Consider the following 22,022-nt stretch of genomic DNA (forward strand, 5'->3'; position numbering starts at 1 on the left):
TATGATTTCTTTCTTAATTAGTATTTTTTGAGGTGATTTTTTGCGCTTTTTATTTAAAATAACACTGCAAATCCACCAGTGAATTTATTGAAGGTATCCACGCCTATTTCAACACCAAAATCTTTATTAATTTCATACATTGCTCCAACGCCAACAAGAGGTTTATACAATACTTTATCAATTTTATTGTATATTAACTGACCATTATCGAATGTTATTTTTTTGTTATAAACAGACAATCCTGCTTTGTATTTTATTAACACTTTTCTAATGAATCCGGTACCGCCTACACCATAGATTGAGCACCATTCCTCATTTAATGATTTGGTAGCATATTGCATCTCTGATTCACTTATATGTCCGTATGCGATGGTACCATCGGATTTTTTCTGATTTAGTGCTCCGCTAAATCCTCCGCCAATATAGGAAGATTCTGTGCCTCGTATATTGAATGTCATTTCACTTCCAGCTATTTGTGACGTTCCGTAATAGAAATGTACTGTAGTTGTAGAAGTTTGCGCATAGCACATACCCGATACTAATAGTAAATAAATTGATGTTTTCATTTTATTTTGATTTTTTGGTTGTTACGTTTTCCACAGCAATTACATATGAATCTATGAATAGCTTTAGTTGTAGGCAGTGTTAACAATATTTAAAAATGATTTAGGGGCATCATCTTTGCGCAATAGTGAGAATTTGAAACAAACCTCATTTGCATTTTTACAAAAAATTAAAATATTCAGATTTATCAATTTGGGGAATGATACTTAAAAGCTCCATAACTTGTTTTATACATAACAGAGTATGATTTTTACTTAAAATCTTATCCGTTAAACACCAAGTATTCTTTCAAGAATATTTTTACAAAATTATTTTTAGAACATACATTGCAATTGCTTTTTTATTCAAATCATTTCACGGCAATTACTTTCCCGTGGGTCTGCTTTATAATAAATGGCATTAAAGACGGGAATTCAATCATTATTTTCATCAAAAAAGCCGAGACTTTTTGTTTTTGCAGTATAAAAGCCAAAACACGACCAATTCTCAATCTTTTTTTAAAATTAGCATTCCATTCTGCAACGTACTTTTTCTCCAATTCCTCTCGCGATTTTATCTTGCCTGTATGAAAATCACCAATCAACTCAGAAACTATTTTGGCACTATGAATCCCCATCGCCATACCATTACCACATAAGGGATGGATTAAACCCGCAGTATCCCCAATCATCAAAATATGATTTTCTACGCTTGCTTTTTTATCAAATGACACTTGACTGATCGTCAATGGAGTCTCAAAAAGCATTTTATTCGTATCAAAAATCTGTTTCAAATGAGGATTATTATTTACTATTTGACTCTGAAACTCCTCAATGCTTTTGTATTTCTTGAATGACTCGTAACTTGCCAAATAACAAATATTAATAGCATTATTTTCGACTTTTGAAACACCGCAATACCCTCCTTCAAAATTATGCAAACCCACCAAATCATTGGGAAATTCACCTGAATAATGGGCTTTCACAGCTAACCAATGTGATTTTTCTTGAATAAATCCTCTTTTTAATTTCTGATCAATATTAGATCGTTTTCCAAAGGCTCCAATAACAATTTCAGAAGTAATGATTCTACTCTTTAAAGTCGAAACAGTAAAAAAGCCGTTTTTATAAACGATATCATCTACATTGTCCTGAACAATTTCACACCCATTTTCGATAGCTTTTTTACATAAAAACGCATCCAATGCAAACCTACTGACACCAAATCCACCAAGTGGTAAATCACAATTGATTAATTTTCCATTTGGGGTTGAAAAATCCAATTTTGAGATATGAGTAGGATTTAATTCTGAAATATCCAGCGAAAGCCAATTCAGATAAGGCAAAACTTCATTTGAAATGTATTCGCCGCAAACTTTATGCTTTGGATATTCATTTTTTTCTATAACAATAACGTGTAAACCAATTTTTGACAAATGTATTGCTGCCGTCAGCCCTGCCAATCCTCCTCCAACAATTGTAACCAACTTATTAGTAATCATATAGAAGTAAATTTATAAAGAATGTTAATAAAATGTTCTGATTGTCTTTGAAAAGCCTAAATACTCGTTATAATAATTAAAAATGTAAGTGAAATACACAAATGTAGTTCGAAAATCGTACTCGAATGGCATTTTGACAAGAAAACTATAAGCTTAAAAAATTAAAATTTTGGTTCTTGCTTTTTGATTTTTCAAGTCCTATATTTGCTTTCGAATAAAAAAACCTATGGAACAATTTGTAGTATCGGCACGTAAATACCGTCCCCAAACATTTAAAGATGTGGTGGGACAAAAAGCGATTACCAATACATTACTTAATGCCATAGAAAACAACCATTTAGCTTCCGCTCTATTATTCACTGGACCTCGTGGTGTTGGAAAAACAACTTGCGCTCGTATTTTGGCTCGAAAAATAAATCAGCCAGGTTATGATGATCCCAACGAAGATTTTGCTTTTAATGTCTTCGAATTAGATGCTGCTTCCAACAATTCAGTTGATGATATCCGAAATTTGATTGATCAAGTGCGTATTCCTCCACAAACCGGACAATACAAAGTGTATATCATTGATGAGGTTCATATGTTATCTTCGGCTGCTTTTAATGCTTTCTTGAAAACATTGGAAGAACCGCCAAAACACGCCATTTTTATATTGGCTACCACCGAAAAACATAAAATAATTCCAACGATATTATCGCGTTGTCAGATATTTGACTTTAAAAGAATCACCGTAAAAGATGCCAAAGAACATCTTGCTGATGTTGCAACTAGTCAAGGTGTCGCTTTTGAAGATGATGCACTCCATATTATTGCCCAAAAAGCAGATGGAGCGATGCGTGACGCTTTGTCAATTTTTGACAGAGTAGTTTCTTTTTGCGGAAATAACTTAACCCGTCAGGCCGTTACCGAGAATCTAAACGTCTTAGATTACGAAACCTATATTAACGTTACCGATTTAATTCTGGAAAACAAAATCCCAGATTTATTGATGGCTTTTAATGATATTTTATCAAAAGGTTTTGACAGTCATCATTTTGTTTCAGGATTGGCTACACATTTCAGAGATTTATTGGTGAGTAAAACACCTGCAACACTCGTATTACTAGAGGTTGGGGAGCAAGCTCAAAAAATGTACGGAATTCAGGCTCAAAAATGTAGTCAGGACTTTTTGTTGAAAGGAATCGATATTGCCAACGATTGTGATTTAAAATATAAAGCCAGTCAAAATCAACGACTTCTTGTCGAACTTTGCTTGATGCAACTAGCCTCTATCACTTATGATGGAGAAAAAAAAAAGTTGAGCAATTTATAATTCCGCCTACTTATTTTAGAAAAGCTGCAGATTACTCTATAGTTGAAGCTGTTAAAAAAGAAAGCAATGTCAATGGCAATTCCAATGAAAATGAAAATGAAAATGAAAATGAAAATGAAAATGAAAATGAAAATGAAAAGATTGAAACTGTAAAACCAATTGCAGTTGCTGAAGAAAAACCTCAGATTCCAAATCCTGCAGTTTCAACACCTTCAAACAGCGAAGTTAAGTTTTCAGCTTTATCACTTTCCAGTATTCGAGCCAAAAAATCTTTGGAAGAAAACTTAAAAGGATTTGTAAAGGAAGAAAACACCAATTTACCTTCTGAGGCTTTTACAGAAACCGAAATGCTTTTGCAATGGACTAAATATGCTCAGCGTTTAGGAGAAAAAGGATTCAAAATAATGGAATCCTTATTATTGATCAATGATCCAAAATTAGACGGTACCAGCATCACTTTTGAACTTCCGAATGAGGGATCAAAATTAGATTTTGAAAAGGAAATGATTGGTCTTTTAGGACATTTGCGTGGTCATTTACACAATCACGACATTACCATCGAAGTGAATGTAAATGAAAGCATCGAAATAAGAAGAAGCTTTACTGACCAGGATCGTTACAACAGACTTCTGGAAATCAATCCAAATATTGAATTATTGAGAACCACTTTTGGCTTGGATTTAGATGCCTAAAAAATCAATTCTACAAAAATAGGAAATTCTACAATAAATGTTATTTTTACACCAATAAGCATTCAAGCATCATGCTATAATTAACCTTTATTAACTACTAACAAACCAAAAATGGAGAACAAAACAGCTAATCCAGCACCTTTAGGCCTTTTGGGCTTTGGAATGACCACAATTTTATTAAACATCCACAATTTGGGATTTTTCCCGGTAAGTGCCGTTATCATATCAATGGGCATTTTTTATGGAGGATTGGCACAGATAATTGCCGGAATACTATCATATAAAAACGGAAAAACATTTGCAGGAACTGCTTTCACTTCCTATGGTTTCTTTTGGCTTACTTTGGTTGGTATTTGGCTTTTTCCAAATACTGGATTTGAAATGGCAGGAACAACTCCTGCACCATTTTTCGGTTGTTATTTAACTCTTTGGGGGATTTTTACTGCTTTTATGTGGTGGGGAACTTGGGGTGGCAGCAAAGTACAGCAATTTGTCTTTTTATCATTAACCATTTTGTTTTTCGTTTTGGCTATAGAAAAATTTACCGGAATTGAAGCTTTATCTCCTGTTGCTGGTGTGATTGGTGTAATTTGTGGTAGCAGTGCTTTTTATTTAGCAGTAGCCGAACTTTTGGAAGAAACAAAAAACAAAAGAGTACTACCTTACTAATATCAGAATTCTAATTATACTAAAAGAAAAAGGCACAAAACAATATCTGTTTTGTGCCTTTTTCTTTTAATACGTTTTATTTTTTTGTTTAAAGACCTAAAAAGCATCAATTTCCAAATTCCAATCCAATTCACTACTATACCATAATTGTCCTTCAGAAACCAGTAATGGACAATCAAAATTATTGGTATATAATGCCCCTGTTCCTAATCCTTGTGGCATTGAATTATTCAATGTAAATGTCCATTGAGCGATAGCATTCAATCCAATATTACTTTCCAAAGCCGAAGTAATCCACCACCCGATATTGTGTTTTTCAGCCAAGGAAATCCATTCTTGAGTACCCTGAAATCCACCCACAAAACTAGGCTTCAAAATGATGTATTGCGGTTTTATTTTGAGTAACAATTCTTCTTTTTTAACAGCTGTAAACACTCCTATCAGTTCTTCATCTAATGCAATAGGAAAAGGTGTCGTTTTACACAACTCTGCCATACTGTCAGTGTTGTTTTTTTGAATCGGCTGCTCAATACTATGTAGTTTAAATTCAGATAATTGACTTAATTTAAATAAAGCATCATTTAAAGCAAAAGCACCGTTTGCATCAACTCGTATTTCGACTTGTTCCGCAGTGAAATGTTGTCTAATAAAACGCAATAATTGCAGTTCTTTATCAAAATCTATGGCACCAATTTTGAGTTTAATACATCGAAATCCATTGACTAATTTCTCTTCGATTTGTTGCTTCATAAACGCCTCTTCTCCCATCCAAACCAACCCATTTATTTCGATTGATTTTGCACCATTTGTGAAGCTTGAAGGAAAAAGTAAAAAAGGAGTTTCACTAGCCAAAGACAGGAACGCCATTTCGACTCCAAACTGTATTGAAGGAAATTCTAATAAAGCATCCCAAAGTTTATCTTTCCCGAGATGAATATTGACGCAAGTCCATTTCAATTTTTCCTCATAATCGGGACGGTCATCAATACTCAGCCCTCTTAGTATTCCACACTCACCTATCCCCTTTTTACCATTTTGCTCCAAAACAATAAACCAAGTCTCTTTTTCGGTCATTACACCACGGGAAGTTCCTGATGGACGTTTGAAGTTTAGAATGTATTTATGATAAGACGCTATCATATTTTAGATTTTAGATTTAATGAATACTAAAAATTAAATTATCGCAAACAAAATACTGCTCACTCCAAACTGAATACTGCCAACTATCGCTTACTCTTTCATCAATTTCAGCACTTTCTCAAAATCCTCGTTCTGAATTCCAGCTTTTTTGAAAGCCAGAATATCTTGTTCTGTTTTTTGAGTCCAACTCAAGCTGTCTGTTACGTTTTGATTTTGGTATTTCTTGTAGATTTTTTTGGCTTCTTTGTAATTATCATTTAGCAAATAGGCGTGGGCTAAATTCAATTGAATCAACAACTCAGTATCATCAAGTTTTTCACCATCTTTGAGGTATTTTAAAGCCTTTCCGTATTGTTTGGTCAAAAGATAACTGCTCCCAATTGCATTATAATCCAGAACTGTAGCTTTACCATCATTTATAATTACCCCTAATTTCTCAATTGCATCACCATATTTGCCCTTTTTTATCAAAAGTGATGCTTCTTTACGCAAGTCGGCATAAACCGCACTAGAGGTGCTCGTTTCGCCAAAACAATTATCTCCAGCATCTTTAAAAACTTTGGAACGTTCTACCGGTAATAATTTTTGAAACTCTTGGTATTTGTACTTAGTTTGAATTTTGTCTAATACGCATACGCAAAAGTTATCCGAATTAACCATTTTTTGAGCCAAATTGGAGGTTTTACATTGATCAATAATGGATTTTCGGTTATCCAAACTCCATCCTCGGCTTAATTTTTTATCTACCCAAGGCACGACTTCCAGAATAATTTTTTGCTTCATAATCCAATTCTTGCTTTCAAAACCAAACCATAAAACGGTAGAATTTCCGTTAAGACAACTTGATTTATCAACAGAAAGACGTTTGGCATCTTTACTGACTGGTTCGTCCTGAATCAAACAGGATTCGAGAGTTTTTCCCGAATCTTTATATTCTGCAGCTAATTTATCATCAGAAAAAATAGCATAAGTACATTTATCGTCACCAGAAATTTTTGACAAGACAAAAACGGCTCCAGCAGAACCCTGACTGATTCCAGTTGGATCGGGAATTGATTTTAAGACAGAAACCAAACTGCTTGCCAGTTGCTGATTTTCGTCCAAAAGCGTGATTCTATATACAATTTCAGTGGTACCAAGGGGCAAATCCTCAGTTTTGATAATAATTCGATCTCTTGCCGAAACATTAATTTCTTTGGTAGTGGAACGGTCTTTATCCCAATAACCGTCTTGTTGCGAGAAAGCATTGATGGAGAATTGAAGCGCAATAAATAATAGAAAATATTTTTTCTTCATTATGAAAATATTGATCTTTCTTTAAAATAAAAGATATTAAATAACGGAATACCATAGCCCTGATAGCAGTGAAAATCCTTGTGAGCCGGGGTTCGGCTCACAAGATTGTAGCGAATAGCAGGAAATAGCTCCTAATTATAATTCGATAAAACTGCCAATTTCTAGTAACATCAAGTCTTTTCCTTTGTCAAAGAATTTCTTGATGGCTTCCTCGTGATTGATTTCGATATACCCGAATGTATCGTAATGATAACCTAGAATCTTATCACATTCAACAAAATCAGAGGCAATTATGGCATCATCCACATCCATTGTAAAATTATCACCGATAGGAAAAATAGCCAAATCGAGTTTGGTGCGCATCGGAATGAGCTTCATATCCATTGTAAGTGCAGTATCGCCAGCAATGTAGATGTTTTTATGTTCACCCTCGATTACAAAACCACCAGGATTCCCACCATAGCTTCCGTCCGGAAAAGAACTAGAGTGAATGGCGTTTACATATTTTAGTTTTCCGAAATCGAAATTCCAGCTTCCACCATGATTCATAGGATGCGATTGAAAACCTTTTTTACCGTAATATCCAGCGATTTCAGCATTAGAAACAATCACTGCACTGGTGCGTTTCGCAATGGCTTCAACATCCAGAATATGATCTCCGTGTGCGTGAGTCAATAAGATAAAATCTACTTTTAGCGTATTAATATCAATATGTGCGGCTTTTGGATTTGCCGAAATATAAGGATCCACAAGGATGTGCTTACCACCAACTTCAATTCCTAAAGAGGCGTGACCGTAGAATGTTATTTTCATTTTATTTTAGATTTAAAATTAAAATATTGCAAAAATTATAAAATTATCTTCCTCCCAAGAAAACATTTACAATGATGTCTGAAATTAAAGAAATCATACATAAAGATAATAATATCGAAAGCAAAAAGGTACTCAATGCCACTTTCTTTAATTCTGGATCAAGTAGTTTTGGATCTTGGTTTTTAGAAACTGTAATTAAATGCTTAGTCAACGGAATGTAAGCCAATAAAAACAAATATTGATCGAAATGAAAACCACTCAATACTGCAAAAACAAGTACTGATACCATAGCGGTAACGATTAGAAAGTAATGGTATTTTTTGGCTGCTTCTGCTCCTATTTTCACCACGATGGTATTCTTTCCTGACTTGGCATCCGAAGCTTGATCACGCATATTGTTTAAATTCAGAACTCCTACACTTAATAATCCAATTGCCATAGCTGGCAAAATAAGTACCAAATCCAATTGTTTTGAATATAGAAAATTAACCCCTAAAGTACTTACTAAACCGAAAAACACAAAAACAAAAATGTCTCCATATCCACGATATCCATAAGCCGAAGCTCCCACTGTATAACGAATCGCTGAAGCAATCGCCAAAATTCCCAATACTAAATAAAATAAGGAATAAACAAGATTGGTTTCACCAAAAGCAACATAAATCAAGAATATTGCAGAAGCCAAAGTTAGTGCAGAAGTAATCACAAGTGCTTTTTTCATCGTTTGTGGCGTTATCACACCGCTTTGGATTGCACGTTTTGGCCCTACTCTATCTTCATTATCGGTTCCTTTAACTCCATCGCCGTAATCATTGGCAAAATTAGAAAGTACCTGTAACCCTAAAGTTGTCAATAAGGCAAAAGCAAAAATTTCCCAATTAAAAACTTCTGTTGGTGTAAGTACATTCTCGGTAGGGTTTGCCAATGCATACATACTTCCTACTATAATTCCAGAAACTGATAATGGTAATGTTCTTAATCTTGCTGCTTCAATCCAGTGTTTCATATTTTTTGTTTAAAGTTTAAAGTCTCCTATTTTCAAGCTTCAAACATGAAACCTGAAACTTGAAACTATTTTTTACATCCAATTACTATCGGAAGTTTCCATTTCGTACAACCAAAGATTAACGTATTGTTTTATAGCTGTAAAATTACCCAATTGAAAACTAATATTCCCTCCAGCAGTATGCAAAGTTAATGATCCAATATTGATATTTTTATGCCAAAATAGTTGAGAAGTTGTAATCGCCTGAATTTTACTGGGTAAAATAATTTTGTTCGTAACATCCCAAGCACCACTCTGCAAGATTATGAAGTCATTGTTTATGTAGAGTCGGTTGTTTTTGAATATATAAAATTGAATAATTCCAACAAAAATAACATACAACAATACTAAATAATCACTCATGGGCAATTGTTCCATTATGAAATCTCTAATAAAATAGAACCCTAATAATGGCAATCCAATTGTTAGAAAAACAGAAAAACCGAGTTTTCTAAAATTAGGCTTTAACATTACTCCCTTTTCAGGAATTTTTTTAAATAACAGTTTCAGAATTCCCTCTTTTTCTAATTCGTTACAACCTGGAATTTCGATAAGCTGTTTATTGCCTTCTTTTTCTCCACCAGTTGCCTGTTTTATTTTTAGCTGTAAAACATTCATTTTCTTTTGGAAAAAATTCTGTGTAACACTTGTAATTTGAACTTTCTCTGGCTTTATAATAGTACTTTTAGTATTCAACAAACCATAAGACAGTAACAAAGAGCCTTTTTGTCTTGCAATTTTATAATCAAAGTAAGTAAAAATAGTTCTTACCAAATTAATGACAATTACCGTCAAAAAGAAAACGATAAATAATGTTAAAAATGCTGTCGCAATCTGGCTTCTGTCTACGTAATCCTCAATATTTTGATCATTTAAAACATCTCTTCCTGTAATTTGTTTAATATGATCATAGAGCGAAATAAAAAAAGCCAACAAAACAAAAAAACTTTTTACATAATTTGAGGTAATTCCAATTTTCAATAAACTCAAAAAACTGATCCTTATAAACGGAATTTCAACATCGCTTCTTTTCTCAATTGAAATTTCATCTGAAGCGGTGATGTCATCATGAAAAACCAAAGCCTTTTTACTCTCATTTTCCAATAACCGAGTTTTTAGGTCCAATGCCAAAGCGTGCGAAATTGCCTTGATACTTCCCTCTTTTTTATTAGAACCTGCCGTATCGACAACCAATTCATAGACACCTACTAATCTTTGGATTAAAGACTGATTGATATTTACTTGCTGAATTTTATAAAGCTGGATAGTTGTTATAGTTTTATTTAAAATACCCTCAGTTATAATAAACTCATTATTTTCGTGATCGATATAAAATGTGAAGTTCAAGTATCTTAAATAGGATATAATTCCCATAATAGAAAAAAAAGCCAAAACAATCAATACACCTATTAATACATTTAATTTATCAAACTCATTAAATTTAAGGATACAAATTACCAATAAAGGCCAAAATGCTTTTGCATAACCCTGAATAGAATAAATGAACATTACAAAAATCCCCACAATGGACTGTCGCTGAGGCTTACCGAAATCCTCCTCCATCACAATTGTTTTTGAATTTTACCCATCAAAAGCTGCTTGATATTTTCGGCCTGTTCTTTGGCAATTCCAGGAATTTCAATATCACTGGAGCTACCACCAGCAGTAAAAATTTCTATTTTGGCCAAACCAAAAAATCGGGATAATAACCCTTCATGTAAAGCTACATGTTGCACTCTGTTATATGGAATTACAAGAGTATTCGTCGCAATTATTCCATGTCTGAACAACACATCATGATTACGAAATGCAAAACCTTTTTTCTTGAAACCCAATCTGCAAAAGAAAAGCACAATTAGCAACAAAACAACATAAGCTATACTCAATTCCGTAATAAACACGGCTAATTCCTCATTAAAATATAATGCAAGTCCTAAACCAATTCCAGTAATCAAAAAGAAAACCGATAGGCTTATCAAAATAACTTTCCAATAATTGGGATGCAAAACAGAGAATTCAACTTCCTCATATTTTGGAAGTTGCGTAGTATCGATAGTTTCGTTTGTAAAATCTTCCATTTATAACTTTTGTTTCAGATTTCAAGTTTCAGGTTTCAGCACAAATGTGAAACTTAAAACCTGAAACTTTTAAACCTTTAAACTTTTCTTATGGCAGCCATTTTTTTTCAAAATTCGGTTTACGCTTTTCAAGAAATGCATTTCTACCTTCTTTGGCCTCTTCGGTCATATAAGCCAATCTTGTTGCTTCTCCCGCAAACACCTGTTGCCCCACCATACCGTCATCAGTAAGATTCATGGCAAATTTAAGCATTTTGATAGCCATAGGAGATTTTCCTAAAACTTCTTGAGCCCATTGGTAAGCAGTGTCTTCTAATTCCGCGTGTGGAATAACGGCATTAACCATACCCATTTCAAAAGCCTCTTGAGCCGAATAATTACGCCCTAAAAAGAAAATCTCACGTGCTTTTTTCTGCCCGACCATTTTGGCAAGATAAGCTGAACCGTATCCTCCATCAAAACTGGTTACATCGGCATCAGTTTGTTTAAAAATAGCATGTTCTTTACTAGCCAAAGTCATATCGCAAACCACATGCAAACTGTGTCCACCGCCAACTGCCCAACCCGGAACAACAGCTATAACCACTTTTGGCATAAAGCGTATTAATCGTTGCACCTCAAGAATATTCAAACGATGTTGTCCATCATCTCCCACATAACCTTGATGTCCACGGGCATTTTGATCTCCTCCACTACAAAAAGAATACACCCCGTCTTTAGAAGAAGGTCCTTCAGCAGAAAGCAAAACCACACCTATAGATGTGTCTTCTTGCGCATCATAAAAAGCTTGGTATAATTCAGATGTTGTTTTTGGTCTAAATGCATTGCGCACATCAGGTCTGTTAAATGCAATTCTAGCAACACCATTACATTTTTTATAGGTTATATCTTCAAATTCTTTGGCGGTAATCCAATCCATTCTATTAACTTTTAAATTATTTTACTGTAAAAATAAACCATTTTTTTACATTTTTAAAGCATAAAATATTTTAAAACTACATTACAGCCAATAAATAAAATTCAAAATAAGCATATTTATCTATTGATGCAAGAAATTAGGGCGAGACCCCATTTTTGGAAAGAGCCATATAAAGACAGCCTATAATCTAAATCAACAACTCCGAGGGATTTACAATAAAAATAATGATAAGCATATTGCCATGACCAAACTAGCTCATTGGTATAGAAACGTAGAAGAATCAGGCTTTAAAAACTTTAATATTCTACTCAATACCATAACTTTAAATTACAAATCAATCTTAAACTATTTTGATAACAGAAGTACGAATGCTTCTACCGAATCTTTCAATGCAAAAATAAAAGCTTTTAGAAGTCAATTTAGAGGAGTGAGAAATATAGATTTTTTCTTGTTCAGATTATCGAATCTTTTTGCATAATCCCCAACTTTTGCACCTGATCCCCTAAAACTTTTATAAAAGAAAAAACCCCGTTTCTTTCGAAACGGGGTTTTGTAAAAAAAGGCAGCGACATACTCTCCCACATAACTGCAGTACCATCTGCGCAGGCGGGCTTAACTACTCTGTTCGGGATGGGAAGAGGTGAGCCCCGCCGCAATAACCACCTTAAGTCGTTAGTTGCTTTGGACAACTTTTTTAATTAATAATTAGCTTCGCTCCGTTCGGCTTTCGCCTCGGGTGATCATTAACCATTAATAATTAAAATAATATCTTAACATACTGAGATAAAGAACATAAAAAGTATTAGAAAGTTTCTCCCCCCGACTTGCATCGGGGGAAAAGGTGTACATAAGCTTACGGGTTATTAGTACTACTCGACTATGACATTACTGCCTTTACATCTATAGCCTATCAACGTGGTCATCTCCCACGACCCTTAAAAGAAATCTCATCTTGTGGTGGGTTTCGCGCTTATATGCTTTCAGCGCTTATCCCTTCCCAACGTAGCTACTCTGCGGTGCCCCTGGCGGGACAACAGATACACTAGAGGTTAGTCCAATTCGGTCCTCTCGTACTAGAATCAGATCCACTCAAATTTCTTGCGCCCACAGTAGATAGAGACCGAACTGTCTCACGACGTTCTGAACCCAGCTCGCGTGCCACTTTAATGGGCGAACAGCCCAACCCTTGGGACCTTCTCCAGCCCCAGGATGTGACGAGCCGACATCGAGGTGCCAAACCCCCCCGTCGATATGAGCTCTTGGGGGAGATCAGCCTGTTATCCCCGGCGTACCTTTTATCCTTTGAGCGATGGCCCTTCCATGCGGAACCACCGGATCACTATGCTCTACTTTCGTACCTGATCGACCTGTATGTCTCTCAGTCAAGCTCCCTTATGCCATTGCACTCTACGCACGGTTACCAAGCGTACTGAGGGAACCTTTAGAAGCCTCCGTTACTCTTTTGGAGGCGACCACCCCAGTCAAACTACCCACCAAGCAATGTCCCCCGAATTTCGGGGTTAGGCCTCAGATAAACAAAGGGTTGTATTTCAACAATGACTCCACAACGCCTGGCGACGCCACTTCACAGTCTCCAACCTATCCTACACATCATTTATCCAAGGTCAATACTAAGCTATAGTAAAGGTGCACAGGGTCTTTTCGTCCCACTGCGGGTAAACGGCATCTTCACCGTTACTACAATTTCACCGAGCTCATGGCTGAGACAGTGTCCAGATCGTTACACCATTCGTGCAGGTCGGAACTTACCCGACAAGGAATTTCGCTACCTTAGGACCGTTATAGTTACGGCCGCCGTTTACTGGGGCTTCAATTCAATGCTTCTCCGAAGATAACATCTCCTCTTAACCTTCCAGCACCGGGCAGGTGTCAGGCCCTATACTTCATCTTACGATTTTGCAGAGCCCTGTGTTTTTGATAAACAGTCGCCTGGACCTCTTCACTGCGGCCTCTGATTACTCAGAGGCGACCCTTCTCCCGAAGTTACGGGTCTATTTTGCCTAATTCCTTAGCCATGAATCTCTCGAGCACCTTAGGATTCTCTCCTCGACTACCTGTGTCGGTTTGCGGTACGGGTACTAATTACCTGAAGTTTAGAGGTTTTTCTTGGAAGCCCTTAGGCGCACTATCTCTTTGTCCGAAGACTCCGAGTACTATCGTATTTCCCCAAGCCGCGTGGATTTGCCTGCGCAGCTTATAGGTAGGTACTTCAACGAACTATTCCGTCAGTTCGCGGCGCTTTCATCACTCCGTCACCCCATCACAGTAATCAGTAGTACGGGAATATTAACCCGTTGTCCATCGACTGTCCCTTTCGGGTTCGCCTTAGGTCCCGACTAACCCACAGCTGATTAGCATAGCTGTGGAAACCTTAGTCTTTCGGTGTGCGGGTTTCTCGCCCGCATTATCGTTACTTATGCCTACATTTTCTTTTCTAACCAGTCCAGCATACCTTACGATACACCTTCAACCCTGTTAGAATGCTCCCCTACCACTTAGAGTAAACTCTAAATCCATAGCTTCGGTAATATGTTTATGCCCGATTATTATCCATGCTCGTCCGCTCGACTAGTGAGCTGTTACGCACTCTTTAAATGAATGGCTGCTTCCAAGCCAACATCCTAGCTGTCTGGGCAGACAAACCTCGTTCTTTCAACTTAACATATATTTGGGGACCTTAGCTGATGGTCTGGGTTCTTTCCCTCTCGGACTTGGACCTTAGCACCCAAGCCCTCACTGCACGGAAACATTATATAGCATTCGGAGTTTGTCAGGAATTGGTAGGCGGTGAAGCCCCCGCATCCAATCAGTAGCTCTACCTCTATATAACTTTGCGCCGTGCGCTGCACCTAAATGCATTTCGGGGAGTACGAGCTATTTCCGAGTTTGATTGGCCTTTCACCCCTACCCACAGGTCATCCGAAGACTTTTCAACGTCAACCGGTTCGGACCTCCACACTGTGTTACCAGCGCTTCATCCTGCCCATGGGTAGATCACACGGTTTCGCGTCTAACACTACTGACTAAAGCGCCCTATTCAGACTCGCTTTCGCTACGGATCCGTGGCTTAACCACTTATCCTTGCCAGCAACGTTAACTCGTAGGCTCATTATGCAAAAGGCACGCCGTCACCCCACAAAAGGGCTCCGACCGCTTGTAAGCGTATGGTTTCAGGATCTATTTCACTCCGTTATTCACGGTTCTTTTCACCTTTCCCTCACGGTACTGGTTCACTATCGGTCTCTCAGGAGTATTTAGCCTTAGCGGATGGTCCCGCCAAATTCAGACAGGGTTTCACGTGCCCCGCCCTACTCAGGATACCACTATCAATATCTTCTATTACTTATACAGGGCTATCACCTTCTTTGGCTCTACTTTCCAGTAGATTCTAATTCTATCCGCATTAAATCTCGTGGTCCTACAACCCCAACATTGCCGTAACAACATTGGTTTGGGCTAATCCGCGTTCGCTCGCCACTACTTACGGAATCACTTTTGTTTTCTTCTCCTCCGCCTACTTAGATGTTTCAGTTCAGCGGGTTTGCCCACCTATCGGTGTACTATGTCTTCAACATAGTGGGTTGCCCCATTCAGGTATTTACGGATCATATCGTGTGTGCCAATCCCCGTAACTTTTCGCAGCTTATCACGCCTTTCATCGCCTCTGAGAGCCAAGGCATCCCCCATACGCCCTTATTTTGCTTATTGTACCAATCGTAAAATCAATTACGACCGTTTTTTTTCGTTTTCTCTAATAAATTAGAAAAAACTGCTTTCTACTTTTTATTATTTCTTATCTCAATATGTCAATGAACTTTTATCCTTTCGGATCTGTGGAGAATAACGGAGTCGAACCGTTGACCTCCTGCGTGCAAGGCAGGCGCTCTAGCCAGCTGAGCTAATCCCCCAATTTTTTGAGTTATTAGTTGTTAGTAATTAGTTATTAGTCTAACTCTTAACTTCTCAACTCTAGAATTTCCTTTTTTTTAAAGGTGAAAATAGTTGTCTCGGACAGACTCGAACTGTCGACCCCTACATTATCAGTGTAGTACTCTAACCAGCTGAGCTACGAGACACTCTTCATTCTTATTTTTGCGCTTTTTTTAATTTTACGCATGTTTTTTAAATTAACAGCAAGAGTAATATAATCTTTGTTTTTGTAACCAATAGTTCTTTTCGTCTTCTTTCCTCAGCGTGTATTGCTACTAACACTAAGGCTCTAGAAAGGAGGTGTTCCAGCCGCACCTTCCGGTACGGCTACCTTGTTACGACTTAGCCCTAGTTACCAGTTTTACCCTAGGCAGCTCCTTGCGGTCACCGACTTCAGGCACCCCCAGCTTCCATGGCTTGACGGGCGGTGTGTACAAGGCCCGGGAACGTATTCACCGGATCATGGCTGATATCCGATTACTAGCGATTCCAGCTTCACGGAGTCGAGTTGCAGACTCCGATCCGAACTGTGACCGGTTTTGTAGATTCGCTCCTGGTCACCCAGTGGCTGCTCTCTGTACCGGCCATTGTAGCACGTGTGTAGCCCAAGGCGTAAGGGCCGTGATGATTTGACGTCATCCCCACCTTCCTCACAGTTTGCACTGGCAGTCTCGTTAGAGTTCCCGACATGACTCGCTGGCAACTAACAACAGGGGTTGCGCTCGTTATAGGACTTAACCTGACACCTCACGGCACGAGCTGACGACAACCATGCAGCACCTTGTAAATTGTCTTGCGAAAGATCTGTTTCCAAACCGGTCAATCTACATTTAAGCCTTGGTAAGGTTCCTCGCGTATCATCGAATTAAACCACATGCTCCACCGCTTGTGCGGGCCCCCGTCAATTCCTTTGAGTTTCATTCTTGCGAACGTACTCCCCAGGTGGGATACTTATCACTTTCGCTTAGCCACTGAGATCGCTCCCAACAGCTAGTATCCATCGTTTACGGCGTGGACTACCAGGGTATCTAATCCTGTTCGCTACCCACGCTTTCGTCCATCAGCGTCAATCCATTAGTAGTAACCTGCCTTCGCAATTGGTATTCCATGTAATCTCTAAGCATTTCACCGCTACACTACATATTCTAGTTACTTCCTAATAATTCAAGTCTGGCAGTATCAATGGCCGTTCCACCGTTGAGCGATGGGCTTTCACCACTGACTTACCAAACCGCCTACGGACCCTTTAAACCCAATGATTCCGGATAACGCTTGGATCCTCCGTATTACCGCGGCTGCTGGCACGGAGTTAGCCGATCCTTATTCTTACGATACCGTCAAGCTCCTTCACGAAGGAGTGTTTCTTCTCGTACAAAAGCAGTTTACAATCCATAGGACCGTCATCCTGCACGCGGCATGGCTGGATCAGGCTTGCGCCCATTGTCCAATATTCCTCACTGCTGCCTCCCGTAGGAGTCTGGTCCGTGTCTCAGTACCAGTGTGGGGGATCTCCCTCTCAGGACCCCTACCCATCGTAGCCTTGGTAAGCCGTTACCTTACCAACTAGCTAATGGGACGCATGCTCATCTTTTACCGTTGTGACTTTAATGTGAAAATGATGCCATTCTCACATACTATGAGGTATTAATCCAAATTTCTCTGGGCTATCCCTCTGTAAAAGGTAGATTGCATACGCGTTACGCACCCGTGCGCCGGTCTCTAATTCCGAAGAACTATACCCCTCGACTTGCATGTGTTAAGCCTGCCGCTAGCGTTCATCCTGAGCCAGGATCAAACTCTTCATCGTATATTGCTTGCTTAATTGCTTAAGCTATTAATGTTTGACTGAAGTTCTAGTGGTTCTTTATTCAAATCTTCCGATTCTATTACTCTTATTCTTTTGTTCTGATTTTCATCAGAACGGCTGTCAATTCAATATGTCTAGGAACGTGTTCTTCTTGTTTTTTGTGCGCCAGTCTCTCGATTAGCGGGTGCAAAAGTACAAAGCTTTTTCTTCTCTCACAAGCTTTTTTGAATATTTTTTGAAAATAAATTTTCAGTTTCAATTCGTTTGCTTGCCAGTATGTAAAAGAACTTGTGCGTTGTTGCGGGTGCAAAAGTAGCTAGTTTATTCGTTTAAACAATGGCTTTTTGCAATTATTTTACTTTAATTTTACAATTAATTTTTAATGCATTGATATATTGAAATTTACAGATGACCTTTTTTGTGGATATCAAAATTTCAATAGGCCATTTCTGATAATTTAATCGCTTTTGTTCCTTTTTGGTTTGTTTTGGGGTTGGGAAGGCTTGAATATAATGTAGAGAAAACACATTTCCACGAATCTTTCCTTTTCAAACCTCGTATTCTATATATAAAGGTGCGGATTTCCTTCTGTAAATGTATCTCCTATCTATATGATATGAATCTTTCACTTTCTTTCTTATGAAAAACCTGGACCCCTAGCCCCGATAAAAGCGGAAATCCTTATAAGCCGGGGTTCGGCTTATAAGATTGTAGCGGATAGCGGGAAATAGCTCCTGAATATTGGGATTAGCCTAAAAACAAAAAAAAGAGGCAACTACTTTGGTAATTACCTCTTTTATACTCAATACAAAAGTTTATTTATTTTACTTTATTACTCCAAGACTCCTCTAACTTATCAAAATCTATTGGATTTGCAGCCTCTTGCTTACGTAGTCTACCCGACTCGAACCCCCTGACCAATATAGTCTCTATTAAATAATCCTCATTGACCTCATAAGGCTGGTACTTTAATTTCAAATCAATATTAAACATACTAGCCGTTGTATTGGACCAAAATGCTTTCCAACCACTTTTGAGATTCTTTATTAAATCATAGGTCGTAGTTCCAGTTTGCCTGTCTATTAGCTTGACCAATATTTGACCTTGCTTTTTGGAGAGTTTTTTTAATCTTGCTTCAAATTCATTACTTAAATAATCTTCTACAATTTTAAAATATCTCTTTTTATCCTTGTTATTGGTAAATTTCGCCATACCCCTATTCAGCGATGTTAATCTTTCGGCTGCGATTCTGGCATAAGGATAAGTAGCGTAAACCCTTTTTTGAAGTAACAAAAATTGCTTTTTGTCTTCATCACTCATCTTATGCCTTTCAATTACCAATTCAGGTAGTACTATGGTATCTCCAAATATGCTATCGGCTTCTGTTAAGACATACCCCATTTGAGTGTTGTCATTTTGGGTTTTCGTGTCTTGCGCATAACCAGAGAGTGATATGAAAAAAGAAAAAACTAAGATTCTATAAAGCTTCATGAAGAAATATTTTTAACACAAAATTATACATTAAATATAGAACTATAAAGACAAATTTTTAATTTAGCGAAAAAATAATTTATATGAGTACTGAATCAATATTGAAAGCATCATCCATAACTTTTTTGGAGAACTATTTGAATAATGCCTCCCCAACTGGCTATGAAAGCGAAGGTCAAAAAATATGGATGGATTATTTAAAACCATACGTAGATACTTTTATTACCGACACCTATGGAACTGCTGTAGGAGTTATTAATCCGGATGCACCATACAAGGTAGTTATAGAAGGTCATGCTGACGAAATTGCCTGGTATGTGAATTATATAACGGATGATGGAATGGTATACGTAATTCGTAATGGAGGTTCTGATCACCAAATCGCTCCATCGAAACGTGTTAATATCCATACTAAAAATGGAATTGTAAAGGGAGTTTTTGGATGGCCAGCCATTCATACTCGAAACAGAGATAAAGAAGAAAATCCGAAGATTAGTAATATTTTTATTGATTTGGGTTGTGAAACCAAAGAACAGGTCGAAAAAATGGGAGTTCACGTAGGTTGTGTAATCACCTATCCTGATGAATTCATGATTATGAACGAAAATAAATTCGTTTGTCGCGCCATAGATAATCGCATGGGAGGATTTATGATTGCCGAAGTTGCCCGCTTATTGCACGAGAACAACATCAAATTGCCTTTTGGTTTGTATATCACTAATGCCGTTCAAGAGGAAGTTGGTTTAAGAGGTGCCGAAATGATTACACAAACCATCAAACCGAATGTAGCTATTATTACTGATGTTTGTCACGATTCTACTACTCCGATGATTGACAAAAAAATTGAAGGTGATACTAAAATAGGAAAAGGGCCTGTAGTTACCTATGCTCCTGCTGTTCAAAATAATTTGAGAGAACTAATTCTAGATACGGCTGTAGAAAAAAACATTCCGTTCCAACGTTTGGCATCATCAAGAGTTACGGGTACAGATACCGATGCATTTGCGTACAGCAATGGTGGTGTAGCCTCGGCTTTAATTTCGCTTCCGTTGCGATACATGCACACTACGGTTGAAATGGTCCACCGTGAGGATGTAGAAAACGTAATCAAATTGATTTATGAAACATTACTGAAGATTGAGAATAACGAAACTTTCTCTTATTTTAAATAAAAACGAAAGCATCATTTTATAATGGTGCTTTTTTTATGAAAAAAATTTTCTTTTTAATTGAACAGTTTAAACTTAGGCTCTTCATTATGAATCCATTCCAACTACATTTAAAAAAATATAAAAACATTAGTCCAAAACGTTACAAAAGACAGTAGTCTAATTGATTAATTATGACACATTAGTCATGTTTCTATCGTAAATTTACACATACTTTTAAATAAAATATTCTTATCATGGATGTTGAAATACTAGCCCGAATACAATTTGCCTTCACAATTGCCTTTCATTATATCTATCCCCCATTAAGTATTGGTATTGGATTGATAATGGTAATTATGGAAGGGCTTTACCTTAAAACAGGAAATAAAGATTACGAAATTCTGACCCGTTTTTGGATCAAAATATTTGCATTGACCTTTGGAATCGGTGTTGCTACCGGAATCATTATGGAGTTTGAATTTGGAACCAATTGGGCTGTGTATTCACGTTATGTCGGTGATATTTTTGGAAGTGCACTAGCAGCCGAAGGGTTATTTGCCTTTGGCTTAGAGAGCACTTTTCTTGGAATATTGCTTTTTGGATGGAATCGTGTAAAACCTTGGGTACATTTTGTATCTACTTTAGGAGTGTTTTTAGGTTCTATGTTCTCTGCCGTTTGGATCGTAGTTGCAAATTCATGGCAGCAAACTCCAGCAGGCTATCATATTGTTGGAACGGGATTACACGCACGTGCCGAAGTAACCGATTTCTGGGCAATGGTTTTCAATCCCTCGAGTGTTGACAGAATAATACACACTTGGCAAGGCGCTATTTTAGCAGGAGCTTTTTTAGTTTTAAGTGTACATGCTTATTACATCAGAAAAGGCCGATATGTAGAAATATCTAAAAAAGCGTTCAAAATTGCTCTGGTAGTTGCAACCATTTTTTCACTTTCACAATTGATTTCTGGTCACAGCACGGCTGACGGAGTTGCTGTTAATCAACCTGCAAAACTGGCTACAATGGAAGGGCATTTTGAAAAAGACAAACCTGCCGATTTATATCTTTTGGGTTGGGTAGATAAAGAAAACCAAAAAGTAACCGGAATTGGAATTCCAGGGGGATTATCATTCTTGGTTCATCAGGATTTTAATGCACCCATAAAAGGATTAAATAATTTTCCGGTTGAAGACGGACCTAGTCAGATAAATGCCGTTTTTCAATTTTATCACATTATGGTTGCGATAGGAATGGCATTAATCGGGCTTTCATTATACGCCAGTTTTTTATGGTGGCGAGGAAGATTATTTGAAACAAAATGGCTTTTATGGATTTTCTCATTTGCTGTCATTTTACCACAAATTGCCAATCAAGTGGGTTGGTTTACAGCCGAAATGGGAAGACAACCTTGGGTAGTATATGGACAATTACGTACCAGTGATGCATTTTCCCAAGAGGTTGCCGCCAATCAAATTGTATTTTCATTAGTTATGTTCACAGTTGTCTATTCCCTGTTGTTAGCTTTATTTTTGTACACGGTCAACAAAAAAATCAAACACGGTCCTTATGATGAGTCAAAAACACCAGTAACCTTCAAATCCTTTTAATCTTTAT

General features: G+C 37.3%; 15 protein-coding genes, 2 tRNA genes, 3 rRNA genes and 1 pseudogene. 6 read left to right on the top strand and 15 right to left on the bottom strand.

Features of this window, described 5'->3' with window-relative positions; translation table 11 throughout:
• Nucleotides 1-53 precede the first annotated feature (53 nt).
• Together HQN62_RS12135 and HQN62_RS12140 are read right to left on the bottom strand one after the other, a co-directional pair.
• Nucleotides 54-566, bottom strand: coding sequence for a hypothetical protein (locus HQN62_RS12135; protein WP_116798094.1), 513 nt, complete (start codon nucleotides 564-566; stop codon nucleotides 54-56).
• A gap of 347 nt (nucleotides 567-913) precedes the next feature.
• Nucleotides 914-2,044, bottom strand: coding sequence for an NAD(P)/FAD-dependent oxidoreductase (locus HQN62_RS12140; RefSeq protein ID WP_173504549.1), 1,131 nt, complete (start codon nucleotides 2,042-2,044; stop codon nucleotides 914-916).
• Nucleotides 2,045-2,270: 226 nt separating this feature from the next.
• Here HQN62_RS12140 and dnaX point away from each other — a divergent pair, with 226 nt between their 5' ends.
• The 3 genes from dnaX (at nucleotide 2,271) to HQN62_RS12155 (ending at nucleotide 4,717) form a co-directional block, all read left to right on the top strand.
• Complete coding sequence (gene dnaX, locus HQN62_RS12145; protein ID WP_173504550.1) at nucleotides 2,271-3,356, top strand: DNA polymerase III subunit gamma/tau; 1,086 nt, start codon at nucleotides 2,271-2,273, stop codon at nucleotides 3,354-3,356.
• Nucleotides 3,357-3,628: 272 nt separating this feature from the next.
• On the top strand, nucleotides 3,629-4,048 hold the full coding sequence (locus HQN62_RS12150) for a DNA polymerase III subunit gamma/tau (RefSeq protein WP_243412128.1): 420 nt from the start codon (nucleotides 3,629-3,631) through the stop codon (nucleotides 4,046-4,048).
• 111 nt (nucleotides 4,049-4,159) lie between these two features.
• Nucleotides 4,160-4,717 (top strand): acetate uptake transporter, encoded by a 558-nt coding sequence (locus HQN62_RS12155; protein WP_173504551.1) that lies wholly within the window; start codon nucleotides 4,160-4,162, stop codon nucleotides 4,715-4,717.
• 96 nt (nucleotides 4,718-4,813) lie between these two features.
• On the opposite strand, the gene HQN62_RS12160 is transcribed toward HQN62_RS12155, so the two are convergent.
• The 7 genes from HQN62_RS12160 to HQN62_RS12190 all read right to left on the bottom strand — a co-directional run bounded on the left by HQN62_RS12160 (nucleotide 4,814) and on the right by HQN62_RS12190 (nucleotide 12,008).
• Nucleotides 4,814-5,857, bottom strand: coding sequence for an o-succinylbenzoate synthase (locus HQN62_RS12160; RefSeq protein ID WP_173504552.1), 1,044 nt, complete (start codon nucleotides 5,855-5,857; stop codon nucleotides 4,814-4,816).
• A 90-nt stretch (nucleotides 5,858-5,947) separates the two neighbouring features.
• A complete protein-coding gene (locus tag HQN62_RS12165) occupies nucleotides 5,948-7,153 on the bottom strand; it encodes a tetratricopeptide repeat protein (RefSeq protein WP_173504553.1) in 1,206 nt (401 codons plus the stop codon).
• Between the two features lie 135 nt (nucleotides 7,154-7,288).
• Nucleotides 7,289-7,966, bottom strand: a complete 678-nt coding sequence (locus HQN62_RS12170) for a metal-dependent hydrolase (RefSeq protein WP_173504554.1) — start codon at nucleotides 7,964-7,966, stop codon at nucleotides 7,289-7,291.
• Between the two features lie 43 nt (nucleotides 7,967-8,009).
• On the bottom strand, nucleotides 8,010-8,972 hold the full coding sequence (gene menA, locus HQN62_RS12175) for a 1,4-dihydroxy-2-naphthoate octaprenyltransferase (RefSeq protein WP_173504555.1): 963 nt from the start codon (nucleotides 8,970-8,972) through the stop codon (nucleotides 8,010-8,012).
• Nucleotides 8,973-9,044: 72 nt separating this feature from the next.
• Nucleotides 9,045-10,574: a PH domain-containing protein gene (locus tag HQN62_RS12180; RefSeq protein ID WP_173504556.1), complete on the bottom strand. Its 1,530-nt coding sequence runs from the start codon at nucleotides 10,572-10,574 to the stop codon at nucleotides 9,045-9,047.
• On the bottom strand, nucleotides 10,574-11,089 hold the full coding sequence (locus tag HQN62_RS12185; protein WP_116798085.1) for a PH domain-containing protein: 516 nt from the start codon (nucleotides 11,087-11,089) through the stop codon (nucleotides 10,574-10,576). Before HQN62_RS12185 ends, HQN62_RS12180 begins: the two co-directional genes overlap by 1 nt.
• Before the next feature lie 88 nt (nucleotides 11,090-11,177).
• The gene (locus tag HQN62_RS12190; protein WP_173504557.1) at nucleotides 11,178-12,008 is read right to left on the bottom strand and encodes a 1,4-dihydroxy-2-naphthoyl-CoA synthase; all 831 of its coding nucleotides are present in this window, start codon (nucleotides 12,006-12,008) and stop codon (nucleotides 11,178-11,180) included.
• Between the two features lie 169 nt (nucleotides 12,009-12,177).
• On the opposite strand from HQN62_RS12190, the pseudogene HQN62_RS12195 reads away from it, so the two are divergent.
• A pseudogene (locus HQN62_RS12195) lies at nucleotides 12,178-12,486 on the top strand (transposase); the annotation flags it as partial.
• 79 nt (nucleotides 12,487-12,565) lie between these two features.
• Here HQN62_RS12195 and rrf read toward each other — a convergent pair.
• The 6 genes from rrf to HQN62_RS12225 form a co-directional block, all read right to left on the bottom strand.
• A 5S ribosomal RNA gene (gene rrf, locus HQN62_RS12200) occupies nucleotides 12,566-12,675 on the bottom strand.
• A gap of 176 nt (nucleotides 12,676-12,851) precedes the next feature.
• Nucleotides 12,852-15,737, bottom strand: a 23S ribosomal RNA gene (locus tag HQN62_RS12205).
• 126 nt (nucleotides 15,738-15,863) lie between these two features.
• Nucleotides 15,864-15,937, bottom strand: a tRNA-Ala gene (locus HQN62_RS12210).
• 94 nt (nucleotides 15,938-16,031) lie between these two features.
• Nucleotides 16,032-16,105 (bottom strand) — tRNA-Ile (locus tag HQN62_RS12215).
• A 147-nt stretch (nucleotides 16,106-16,252) separates the two neighbouring features.
• Nucleotides 16,253-17,766: ribosomal RNA gene (locus HQN62_RS12220) — 16S ribosomal RNA — on the bottom strand.
• The 16S, 23S and 5S rRNA genes sit together here with 2 tRNA genes alongside, the layout of an rRNA operon.
• A gap of 819 nt (nucleotides 17,767-18,585) precedes the next feature.
• On the bottom strand, nucleotides 18,586-19,257 hold the full coding sequence (locus HQN62_RS12225; RefSeq protein WP_173504558.1) for a DUF4294 domain-containing protein: 672 nt from the start codon (nucleotides 19,255-19,257) through the stop codon (nucleotides 18,586-18,588).
• 83 nt (nucleotides 19,258-19,340) lie between these two features.
• On the opposite strand from HQN62_RS12225, the gene HQN62_RS12230 reads away from it, so the two are divergent.
• Both HQN62_RS12230 and HQN62_RS12235 read left to right on the top strand, forming a co-directional pair.
• On the top strand, nucleotides 19,341-20,429 hold the full coding sequence (locus HQN62_RS12230; RefSeq protein WP_173504559.1) for a M42 family metallopeptidase: 1,089 nt from the start codon (nucleotides 19,341-19,343) through the stop codon (nucleotides 20,427-20,429).
• 233 nt (nucleotides 20,430-20,662) lie between these two features.
• Nucleotides 20,663-22,015, top strand: a complete 1,353-nt coding sequence (locus tag HQN62_RS12235; RefSeq protein WP_173504560.1) for a cytochrome ubiquinol oxidase subunit I — start codon at nucleotides 20,663-20,665, stop codon at nucleotides 22,013-22,015.
• Nucleotides 22,016-22,022: the final 7 nt, after the last annotated feature.

Origin of the sequence: Flavobacterium sp. M31R6 (genome assembly GCF_013284035.1) — a bacterium.
Taxonomy (GTDB): Bacteria; Bacteroidota; Bacteroidia; order Flavobacteriales; family Flavobacteriaceae; genus Flavobacterium.

Bases quoted from the DNA above. Each gene is read 5' to 3' on its own strand.
- HQN62_RS12135 (WP_116798094.1), bottom strand. From the start codon at position 566: ATGAAAACATCAATTTATTTACTATTAGTATCGGGTATGTGCTATGCG.
- HQN62_RS12140 (WP_173504549.1), bottom strand. From the start codon at position 2,044: ATGATTACTAATAAGTTGGTTACAATTGTTGGAGGAGGATTGGCAGGG.
- dnaX (WP_173504550.1), top strand. From the start codon at position 2,271: ATGGAACAATTTGTAGTATCGGCACGTAAATACCGTCCCCAAACATTT.
- HQN62_RS12155 (WP_173504551.1), top strand. From the start codon at position 4,160: ATGGAGAACAAAACAGCTAATCCAGCACCTTTAGGCCTTTTGGGCTTT.
- HQN62_RS12160 (WP_173504552.1), bottom strand. From the start codon at position 5,857: ATGATAGCGTCTTATCATAAATACATTCTAAACTTCAAACGTCCATCA.
- HQN62_RS12165 (WP_173504553.1), bottom strand. From the start codon at position 7,153: ATGAAGAAAAAATATTTTCTATTATTTATTGCGCTTCAATTCTCCATC.
- HQN62_RS12170 (WP_173504554.1), bottom strand. From the start codon at position 7,966: ATGAAAATAACATTCTACGGTCACGCCTCTTTAGGAATTGAAGTTGGT.
- menA (WP_173504555.1), bottom strand. From the start codon at position 8,972: ATGAAACACTGGATTGAAGCAGCAAGATTAAGAACATTACCATTATCA.
- HQN62_RS12180 (WP_173504556.1), bottom strand. From the start codon at position 10,574: ATGGAGGAGGATTTCGGTAAGCCTCAGCGACAGTCCATTGTGGGGATT.
- HQN62_RS12185 (WP_116798085.1), bottom strand. From the start codon at position 11,089: ATGGAAGATTTTACAAACGAAACTATCGATACTACGCAACTTCCAAAA.
- HQN62_RS12190 (WP_173504557.1), bottom strand. From the start codon at position 12,008: ATGGATTGGATTACCGCCAAAGAATTTGAAGATATAACCTATAAAAAA.
- HQN62_RS12225 (WP_173504558.1), bottom strand. From the start codon at position 19,257: ATGAAGCTTTATAGAATCTTAGTTTTTTCTTTTTTCATATCACTCTCT.
- HQN62_RS12230 (WP_173504559.1), top strand. From the start codon at position 19,341: ATGAGTACTGAATCAATATTGAAAGCATCATCCATAACTTTTTTGGAG.
- HQN62_RS12235 (WP_173504560.1), top strand. From the start codon at position 20,663: ATGGATGTTGAAATACTAGCCCGAATACAATTTGCCTTCACAATTGCC.